We start from the raw sequence: 10,849 nt of genomic DNA on the forward strand, positions 1-10,849 counted from the left end.
CTTTTTTTGCCGAAATATTCTCCTGATTTAAATGATATTGAGCATGACTTTAGTGCCTTGAAACGAGCTAGAATGTACGCTCCTATTGACACGTCTCTTGATGAAATTATCCGTTCTTACCGTGGCGTTTAGCGTCTCAGCTTTATTTGAAACTACTATACAGTCGAACAGAGACTTTTTCTAATTCGATCCAGATAAAAATTAGGGCACTGAAGCCAACACAAACCCACAGTTCGTTGGCAGGTAAATAATGGGTTCCAAAAAATGCCCGCAGCGGTTCAACATAAATCAATAACAGTTGTAATAAAGAGGTAACGACCACAGCCACCAGCAAAAAAGGATTGGAAAAAAGGTTCATTTCAACGGTCAAACTGGTCAAAGAACGAATGGCGAGGGCATGACCCATCTGGGCTAAGCAGAGGGTGGTAAATACCATAGTTTTCCAGCGATTGGGGGAAAGTCCGCCCTCTAAATGGTTGGGGGTATAGTTGTAGGCCCACACCATCAGCACAATGGTCACAATGGCCAATATCAAACCTTGACGAACCATATAAGAACCCAAACCCCGGGCAAATATGCTTTCCTGGGGGTCTTTGGGGGACTGTTGCATAACGGTTGCTTTGCCTGGTTCCACGGCCAGGGCTAAAGCGGGAACTCCATCGGTGACCAGGTTCATCCAAAGAATTTGCAAGGGAGAGAGGGGAACGCCTCCCAACCCCATTAAAGGAGCCGCCGCAATTGTTAAAACTTCGCCAATATTACTGCCCAGGATATAGCGGATAAAACGGCGGATATTAGTGTAGACAACACGACCTTCTTCCACCGCTGAGACGATGGTGGCAAAGTTATCGTCCAATAAAATCATGTCACTGGCTTCCTTACTGACATCAGTTCCCGTGATGCCCATGGCGACCCCAATATCAGCTTGTTTTAACGCCGGGGCATCATTGACTCCATCCCCGGTCATGGCTACGACTTCATGTTGTTTGCGGAGGGTTTGGACGATTTTTAATTTATGTTCGGGGGAAACCCTGGCATAAACACTGACTGTATGAACAATTTCCGCTAGTTCTTTTTCACTGCAATTGTCTAAATCCCGACTGGTAACGACCCTTGCCCCTGGTTCCGCAATGCCCAAATCAAGGGCGATCGCCTGGGCGGTGAGGGGGTGGTCTCCAGTAATCATCACGGGTCGAATCCCGGCGGCCCGACATTTAGCCACGGCATCTCGCACTTCTGGACGGGGAGCATCTAACATTCCCACTAGCCCCAACCAAGTTAATTCTTGTTCGGCAATGTCATCAGTGGTGTTGGCAGGTAACGTTGTCCAAACTTTGCTGGCAAAGCCCAATACCCGTAGGCCACGGCCGGCTAAATCATTATTTTTTTCGAGAATATAACTACGCTTTTCTTTACTAATGGGTAAGATTTCGCTTCCGACTTGAATGTGGGTACAGCGTTCTAGGATTAACTCAGGGGAACCTTTGACAAACATCACATAACTGTCGGGGGTGTTAATTTTTCCCTGCCCATCTTGGACAATGACACTCATGCGCTTGCGTTCTGAGGAAAAGGGAAATTCTGTTATCCGGGGAAAATATTGTTCCTGTTCGTGTTTAAAAATATTTGCTTTACCCGCTAAGGCCAATAAAGCCCCTTCCGTGGGATCGCCTAAAATCGCCCATTGTCCATTTTCCTTTTGTAAAATGGCATCGTTGCAGAGAATACATGCCATTAATAATTTTTCAATTTCGGGGATATTTTCAATCTTTAAATCTTCTCCCTCCCCTGCTTGAAACTCACCGACGGGATTATAGCCTTCCCCTGTAACCACTAAACGATGGCGATCGCTAATAATAGACTGCACCACCATCTTATTTTGGGTCAAAGTGCCCGTTTTATCAGAGCAGATGGTCGTTACGGAACCGAGGGTTTCCACCGCACTCAGTTGACGAATCAGCGCATTGCGTTTGGCCATGCGTTGGGTCCCCAAGGCTAAGGTGACGGTAATTACAGCGGGTAGTCCTTCGGGAACCACAGCAACAGCCATACTAAGGGATACTTCAACCAACTGCATAAACAAATCCGGTTTGAAGAGCGTTCCCCCCACAACGACGATCGCCACCAAGATCAAAGAACCACTGACTAACACATTGCCCAATTGGGTCATGCGCTTTTGGAGGGGAGTGGGTTCCGGTTCTACAGATTGCAGGGCTGAGGCAATTTTTCCTAATTCTGTCTTCATGCCCGTTGCGGTCACGATCACTGTGCCCCGGCCCTGGACAACTTCTGTGCCGGAGTAAACTAAATTTAGGCGATCGCCCAAGGCACTATCGGCGGGTAACAGCACATCTCCCTGTTTCATTACCGCTTCTGCTTCCCCCGTTAAAGCGGCTTCACGAATTTGGAGATTGGCCCCTTCTAAAATACGACCGTCAGCGGGAACTTTAACCCCTGCTTCTAGCAGAATCAGGTCTCCCGGTACTAACTCCGTGGATTCCACTTCGGTGGTTTTGCCCTCTCGAATGACTCGCACCCTGGACGTAGATAGGTCTTTGAGGGCTGCTAGGGCCTTTTCCGCTCCCCGTTCCTGCACATACCCCAAAATACCATTCAGTAATACAACGGTAAAAATAGCAACTGCATCTTTAGGAAAAATAAATTTACCCAATTGTTGGGCTTGATAAATATCAATTGCGGCCGAAATCACTGCAACAGCGATCAGCAACAACAACATAATGTTTGTAAACTGATCAACTAAAATGTTCCAGGAAGTTCTCCCCCCCGTTTCTATCAACTCGTTTTTTCCATAAACTTGCAAATTTTCAGCCACCTGTTGCTGGCTTAATCCTTGTTGGCGATCGCCATGTAAGTCACTGACGACTTGATCTGCAGAAAGAGTATGCCAGGTAATCAAAGGTTGGCCCTGAAAAGAAGCAGATGGAGGCATAGAGATGAAAAAATAGCAACAAGCTTTCATTTTAATCGAAAACGATCATAAGCTTAAATTACTGACGTTAGAATTATTTTTCTTGTCCGCTAAATCAATCGTAAAAAAAGCTAAAGATTTATACATTAAATTTTCTTATTTAAAATGTCAGAAAAATATGTTGTGAAAATAAAGTTGACACTTCCCGCCCCAAAACATGAAAATCACTTCTTCACAGGCTTAGTTATTCATGAGCATCTTCGCCTCGTTGCTCAGTTTTTTTCAATGAATTAATAAATAAAAATTATCTATTTCCTTTTTCAACATCATTAAGATTTCTAAACCAACCCTTACGCCAAAAAAAATAAAGCATCATCCCTCCCACTGTCAACATTACCATCCAAATCACAGGATACCCCCAATACCAGTTTAACTCTGGCATATTCCAAGGAGATTTATCAGGATTAAAATTCATACCATAGATCCCAGCAATAAAAGTTAGCGGAATAAAGATACTAGAAATTACTGTTAGTGTTTTCATAATTTCATTCATTCGATTACTAACAGAGGAAAGATAAATATCTGTTAGGTTAGATGCTAAATCTCGATAAGTTTCTATCATATCCAAGATTTGAATTGTGTGGTCATAACAATCCCGTAAAAATACTCGCACCTCATCAGAAATTAAATCACTGCCATCCCGAAGTAAAGAATTAATTGCATCCCGTTGGGGCCAAATAGCCCGTCTCATAATTAATAAATCCTGTTGTAATTGATGAATCTTGGCCAATGATTTATTCGTTGGACAAGAAATAATCTCACTTTGTAAAGATTGAACTAGTTCACCATAGACTTCCATCACAGGAAAAAAGCCATCGATAATAGCATCAATTAAAGCATAAAATAAATAATCAGCATTCTTTTGTCGAATTGCCCCTTTTTTAGTGCGAATTCTTTCCCTAACGGAAAATAAACAATCATATTTTGGTTCTTCTTGGATGGTCAACAAATAATGTTTACCCAAAATAAAACTAATTTGTTCACTGATAAAAGTTTGAGATGATTGATCCAGGGTTACCATCCGAGAAATAAAAATTAAATGGTTTTCATATTCAACTACTTTCGGACGTTGGGGGACGTTAACAATATCCTCTAAAGCAACAGGATGAAGTTTAAATACCTCACCTAATTGTTCCCAAGTTGTGTGATTCCCCAAGCCGTCAATGTTAATCCAGGATACGGATTCAGTATCAACATAAGCTTCACAATCCAGGGGATTTTTTAACTCTATTTTTGTGGCTTGATTTTTATTGTAATCAATTAAAATTATTCTCGGTGGAGGGGCATTGGGGGAAAGATTTAATGTTCCAGGAATACTTTCTGGTGAATTAAAATAATTGAAATGGGAAACAAGATTAGATTGTCGAAACTGAGGCTTGTTGGGCATATTCTTAGAAAAATCTTTACAATCTTACTGTTTTATTAAATTATGATGATAATCAATGGATAAATTTGACCAAATAAAAATGCCAGATTACACAATAAATTTTATCATTAATAATGAATAACCAAAGGAGTGCTTATTTCCGACCAATTAAATAACCATTTTGCATGATCAACCGCTAGATTAATGCAACCATGACTAACTGGTGTGCCAAATTTGTTATGCCAATAGGCTCCATGAATTGCGTAACCGCCGCTGTAATATTGGGCATAGGGAACATCGTCAATATCATAATCTGCTCCTCTCATCCGATCAATGCTTCGTTTGCTTTGAATGGTAAATATACCTGGAATTGTTGGGGTACCCTTCTTTCCCGTGGAAATAATAATGGCATAGACTGGTTTGTTCCCTTCCCAAGCAATCAAACGTTGTGTGGAGAGATTAACTTCAATCCAACGTTCTTCAGACTTTTTGAGAATAGCCATTTTTTGATTGAGAGTATCCTGATAGGTCTGGGCAGAAACCATAGGGATAAATAGATCAACTCCAATCAGTTGAGTTAGGCATATTCCCGCAATCATTAATCCACTTCCCCAATATCGAACAAGGGGCCATAACATGAGTAATAATCCTACTACTAATGCGTTTTGCTTCCATTTTAAGTCAATTTTTATAACATTGGCTGAAAAGTAAAAATAAATAAATTAACTTTTTGTAAATTGCAGTATCTACGGTCGCAACCTTTGGAAATTTCCTAAAATTAACTTCATAATACTGCCTTAACCCCTAGTAAGATTTCTATTTCTCACTAATGATTAATCACTTCATAGACTTTTTATTAATCTAAGAAATCTTTGCCATCTAGAATAAAATGAGGAAGAAAGACTGGGAGAATACTTCTCTTTCACACAGGGTTTTCTGAATTGGATTAAGTCCGTCCCCGAACAATTTATTGCCTGCTCAATGAAAATTTGCAGGAGATTGACATCGTTCCCCACCATGGTGTCCACTGCCATAAAAAGTTGTCGCCGCAATGGAGCACGTTCCGCACTGGTCGGGGATGGGTTTGTCCAGCTTTGACGGTTTTGGTCGAGGCCATAATGTTCTTCTTCCATAGGTAGAAAATATTGCACATCGGCAGCCATCGGCAACAGCGGTATAATCTAGCTTGCTTCTTGGTGCATGTTTATGTCTGCTAAATCCCCTTTGTTATTGTTAGTTGATGGTCATTCCCTGGCATTCCGGGCTTACTATGCCTTTGGTTTGTCTAAAAAAGGCCCTCTGCGGACAACGGCCGGCATTCCCACCAGTGTATGTTTTGGATTTTTAAATTCCCTCATGCAGGTGATGGAGTCCCAAAAACCAGCGGCGATCGCCATTGCCTTTGACCGTCGGGAACCCACTTTTCGCCATGAGGCCGATGGGGCTTACAAATCAAACCGCCAGGAAACCCCAGAAGATTTTGCCGAAGATTTAAGTTATCTCCAGCAATTGTTGGAAGCTCTCAATTTACAAACCATCACCTATGCGGGCTATGAAGCCGATGACATTTTGGGCACTCTAGCTTGCCAGGGGAGTGACGCGGGTTATCAAGTTAAAATTCTCAGCGGCGATCGGGATCTGTTTCAATTGGTTAGCCCAGAAAAAAATATTTCTGTTCTGTATTTAACCCGTAATCCCTTTTCTAGTAACACCGGCTATGACGAATTAGATTGGCAGGGAGTGGTGGACAAAATGGGGGTAACTCCAGCCCAAATTGTTGATTTTAAAGCTCTGTGCGGCGATAAATCTGATTGCATTCCCGGTATTAATGGCATTGGTGAAAAAACGGCCATTAAGCTTTTAGCTGAGTATGAAACCTTGGAGAAAGTGTATGAAAATCTAGCGCAAATTAAAGGGGCATTGAAAACCAGGTTAGACAACGGCAAAGATGATGCGATGCATTCTCAAATGTTAGCCCGCATTGTGGTGGATGTGCCCCTACCAGTAACCTGGGAAGATTTGCAATTAACAGGATTTTCCACTGATCGCCTGGTGCCCCTGTTGGAAAAATTGGAACTCCGAACTTTTATTGACAAAATTCAAGCTTTCCACCGCAACTTTAGTGATAATCAGAGCCCAGTACCAATGGGCAATGAAGCTGACAATGGAGAACCAAAGAAAACGGTTAAGGCAAAAAAAAGCAAAGAAAAAGTTAATCCAGACGATTCTCAGCAATTATCATTGTTTGATGGCGTGCCAGTGGTTAACCAAGAAGATGGTTTAATCACCATTCAGCTACCAAAACAAATTCAGCCCCAAATTATCACCACCATTGCCCAACTCGAAGCTTTAGTTGAGGAATTAAAAAAACATACTGATGCTGACTTTCCCGTTGCTTGGGACACGGAAACCGACAGCTTAGATCCTCTGGTGGCAAACTTAGTGGGTATTGGTTGTGCCTGGGGTCAAGAACCTAATCAAGTGGCCTATATTCCCCTAAAACATCATCAAGGAGAACAGCTATCTCTCGGCATAATTAAAGATCTTTTAGGGGAAATTCTGGGAAATGCTATTTATCCCAAAGTCTTACAAAATGCCAAGTTTGATCGACGAGTTTTGGCCCACCATGGTATTGAGTTAGGAGGCGTAGTGTTAGACACCATGCTGGCCAGTTACGTTCTTCAACCGGAAGAAACCCATAATTTAACCGATCTTTGCCGTCGCTATAACCTTGGTTTAGTGGCCTTGAGTTATAAAGATTTAGGCTTAAAAAAAGACCAGACCATTGCTGATTTACCCCTGGAAACAGCGGGGCAATATTGCGGATTAGATTGCTATGCCACCTATTTGTTAGCGTCAAAATTACAAAAAGAATTAGATCAATATCCTGAACTCAAAGAAATTCTTAAGGAGATCGAACAGCCTTTAGAAAAGATTTTAGCAGCGATGGAAGACCGGGGCATTCGTATTGATTGTGATTACTTACAAACTCTGTCCCAACAATTGGCCGAAAATTTACTTACCATTGAAACAGCAGCCTATGAAGCGGCAGGGGAAAGTTTTAATCTCAGTTCTCCTAAACAATTGGGTACTATTTTATTCGATAAATTAGGCTTAGACCGGAAAAAATCTCGTAAAACAAAAACGGGCTATTCCACTGACCACGCCACCCTGGAGAAACTTCAAGGAGACCACCCCATTATTGATGCGATTCTGGAACATCGTACTTTGGCAAAATTAAAATCTACCTATGTGGATGCTTTGCCGGAATTAGTTAATGGCCAAACCCAGCGCATTCACACGGATTTTAACCAAGCTGTCACTTCCACTGGACGGTTATCTTCTTCCAATCCTAATTTGCAAAATATTCCCATTCGTTCGGATTTTTCCCGACAGATTCGGCGAGCTTTTTTACCCCAAAAAGATTGGCTTTTGGTGTCGGCGGATTACTCCCAAATTGAGTTACGCATCCTCGCCCACCTTTCCCAAGAACCGGTATTGCTACAGGCCTACGGCGATCGCCAGGATGTCCATGGGGTGACCGCTAAATTACTTTTCGGCAAAGAAGATATTACCCCGGCGGAAAGAAATCTCGGTAAAACGATTAATTTTGGCGTTATTTATGGCATGGGTGCCCAGCGCTTTGCCAGGGAAACGGGGATTTCCGCTGTGGAAGGGAGGGAATTTATTGACCGTTACCACCGCACCTATGCCCAAGTCTTTGATTACTTGGAAACTATGAAGCTAGAGGCGATCGCCAAGGGTTATGTCACCACCATTGTGGGGCGGCGGCGTTACTTTAATTTCGTTACCGAAGCTCTAAGACAACTAAGGGGAAAGACCGTGACAGAGCTAGATTTGGTGGACGTAAAAATGAATTATAACGATGCCCAACTGCTGCGGTCAGCAGCCAATGCCCCCATCCAAGGTTCCAGCGCCGATATTATTAAAATTGCCATGGTTAAGCTGGCTAAGCTATTGGAAAGTTATCAAACCCGGATGTTATTGCAAGTACACGATGAACTGATTTTTGAAATGCCGCCGGAGGAATGGGAAGAGCTAGCTCCCCTAATCCAAAACACCATGGAGCAAGCCCTTACCTTATCGGTTCCGTTGGTGGTGGAAATGCACCGGGGTAGTAATTGGATGGAAGCGAAGTAGTTTTGTGACAAACTTTCAGCAACAACTTAATTATTCTTAAAAATTCTCCACTGCCCAAGGTAATACGAGGATCAAAAACTGGTGTGATAATAACGACACTAGGTTTAAGCACAAGACCAAATTTGTCTCGGATCTAGCCCCTTGCCTTGAGAACAAAGAATAGTAACTACGGCTGTTGATCTATGTCCCAAAATTTTTTTGCCAATTTACCAAAGACTAGGCTTTTGGCCCGTTTAAACGATGGTTGGTTGGGCAAAGCTGTACTGGCTTTAGCCCTGGTTTTATTGATGGCTTTTCCCACCTGGGCTCTGTTAAACAACGCTATTAAAAGTAGCCTGTTGCTCGACTCCCAAATGAATGTTTACTACGCCAAATCCCTAGACCGCTACACAGGGGAATTTAGGGCTAAACACCCCATTATTCTCGGTTTATTCAGTAATGAGGGGGGAGATTTTTATCTGTATATGCCGGGTAAAACTACGCCGATCCAGGCCCCGCCAGTGCCGGTGCAATACCAAGTGGTCAAAGGAGTTTCCCATAGTTCCATGGCTATCTACGCCATTCTTCAGCCCTATTTTGCCACTGCCGACAATGCTCCCGCCGCTGGGGATGGTTGGAAAGCAGAATTGACGGCCTACCGAGCCGAACAGGCCAACACCCTGGCCCAGGCGGATCAGTTGGGACTAGAACCAGATGCTTTGACAGCGGTGAAAGAAATTTTGACCAATAACATTAGCTTTATTGACGAAACCTTGGCCGCTGGAGTGATCGATCACCAAAAGATCAATGCTTGGATTAAAGAGGTAGTGCCCCATTTCACCACCACCATCGCCACCGCCGCCACCTACCAAGTGGACCATTGGATGGAAGTTATGGCGGAATGGAAAAAAATGATCGGCGACCAGTGGGACCAAACCTTTGGGGTGACCAATACCCTTTACGTTACCCGCACCAACAATATTTTATTTACTTTGATGGCCCAATTCTTTGGCAAGGAAGCCATCAACGATCGCCTATTACTATTTGAAACCACGGAATTCACCACCAAACCGGACACCATGTTGTCCCTGCTGACCCGCATTGTGAAAGACCGGGAATTGGGTCTAGCTTTCTTTGACGATTATTTCCTCATGGATGTGGAATTGCTCAGCACCGGGGCCCGGGAGGCGATCGCCAGGCAGGACGGAGCCAGAGTACCCATGGCCGCGTCCCAAGGTTCCTATGCTGTGGGGCCAGCCCATGCCCGTATCCGTGCCTACGACGAAGCCAATGGCATTACTCCCATGTTGCCCCCCCTAGCTCCCTTCCATTCCCAGGAATGGCCCTGGCGTACTGTAGCCAGTGAAGGGGAAGGCCCAGAAACTTTACAGGAAGCTTTAGACCAAAAGTAGCGTCCTGATTAATTCCAATTGATAAGTTTAGGAGCACCTCGATTAATTGCCTGATTGCGAAAAATGACCCCGACATAAAGGGTTATTCTCAATAGGCACCCCTATTTTCGAGGTGCTTCACAAGATTTATTTTTTATATCGCTCTTCTATCAGTGTAGGTGGGAAGGTAAAATAATTGGAGCAATAATAAGGTCTCCTAAAGCCATTACTGCCTTCTTCAATCTGTCAAATAAGCAATGGAAGCTTCTCAATAACTGAGGTGTATAAATCACCGTCATCCACGGCTTTAATAAATTAAAGTAACATAATGGCTGAATTATTAATCTCATGTTGTTAAGTATGTTTTTCCATCCACTTTTTTGATTCCACCAAGGATGTTTTTGTATATTCTGATAAGCTATCTCCCTAGTCTGTTTTGATTTGTTTAAGGAGTTATCATGCGGAGGCAAATTTTCTATCTGAAGACTTATCATTAAATATACGCTCATCACTATTTCCCGCCATTTTTCTATTCTGGAATAGTCCATCATTCTAAAATCTGCTCACTCCAGTTCATTCTTTATTTGCTTTAATCCATACTCTATCCAGTTCCTTGCTCCATATAAGTTACCCACTTCTTTATATTTTATTTCTGATACTTTTGTCATAATACAATACGTTGAATTTGACGGCATTTTCTCCTTGCTATCCGTTACTTGCCAATATCTTTTTTCCCCTCTCTTTCCATAAATAATTTCTCTCACGTATCTTATTTCCGACTTTCCACTTGCAAATTCTCTCTCAAATTTTCTCCATTTGTTCGCTCTTACTCTTTCCTCTTTCCCAAGCCAGACTCCATGATTACTCCTTATAGCTAGTACATATTCTAGATTTTCTTTTTCTAATACTCTTACAAAGTTCTCGCTGCTCTCTCCATATTCACTATCTGCTAATACTACCTTT

General features: G+C 42.7%; 6 protein-coding genes and 1 pseudogene. 3 read left to right on the forward strand and 4 right to left on the reverse strand.

Annotated features, from left to right (window positions below):
• A partial coding sequence (locus H6G46_RS17645; RefSeq protein ID WP_190759831.1) for a transposase occupies nt 1–132 on the forward strand: 132 nt, incomplete at its 5' end.
• A gap of 10 nt (nt 133–142) precedes the next feature.
• On the opposite strand, the gene H6G46_RS17650 is transcribed toward H6G46_RS17645, so the two are convergent.
• The 3 genes from H6G46_RS17650 to H6G46_RS17660 all read right to left on the reverse strand — a co-directional run bounded on the left by H6G46_RS17650 (nt 143) and on the right by H6G46_RS17660 (nt 4,900).
• Nucleotides 143–2,980 carry a cation-transporting P-type ATPase gene (locus tag H6G46_RS17650; RefSeq protein WP_010873968.1) on the reverse strand — a complete coding sequence of 946 codons (2,838 nt, stop codon included), beginning with the start codon at nt 2,978–2,980 and terminating at the stop codon, nt 143–145.
• Between the two features lie 253 nt (nt 2,981–3,233).
• Complete coding sequence (gene corA, locus H6G46_RS17655) at nt 3,234–4,376, reverse strand: magnesium/cobalt transporter CorA (RefSeq protein ID WP_010873969.1); 1,143 nt, start codon at nt 4,374–4,376, stop codon at nt 3,234–3,236.
• 107 nt (nt 4,377–4,483) lie between these two features.
• On the reverse strand, nt 4,484–4,900 hold the full coding sequence (locus H6G46_RS17660) for a L,D-transpeptidase (RefSeq protein ID WP_223211302.1): 417 nt from the start codon (nt 4,898–4,900) through the stop codon (nt 4,484–4,486).
• A 655-nt stretch (nt 4,901–5,555) separates the two neighbouring features.
• On the opposite strand from H6G46_RS17660, the gene polA reads away from it, so the two are divergent.
• A complete protein-coding gene (gene polA / locus H6G46_RS17665; RefSeq protein WP_010873972.1) occupies nt 5,556–8,516 on the forward strand; it encodes a DNA polymerase I in 2,961 nt (986 codons plus the stop codon).
• Nucleotides 8,517–8,698: 182 nt separating this feature from the next.
• On the forward strand, nt 8,699–9,907 hold the full coding sequence (locus H6G46_RS17670) for a hypothetical protein (protein WP_010873973.1): 1,209 nt from the start codon (nt 8,699–8,701) through the stop codon (nt 9,905–9,907).
• Nucleotides 9,908–10,232: 325 nt separating this feature from the next.
• Here H6G46_RS17670 and H6G46_RS17675 read toward each other — a convergent pair.
• Nucleotides 10,233–10,849, reverse strand: a pseudogene (locus H6G46_RS17675) (transposase); the annotation flags it as partial.

Origin of the sequence: Synechocystis sp. FACHB-908 (assembly GCF_014698595.1) — a bacterium.
Classification (GTDB): Bacteria; Cyanobacteriota; Cyanobacteriia; order Cyanobacteriales; family Microcystaceae; genus Synechocystis.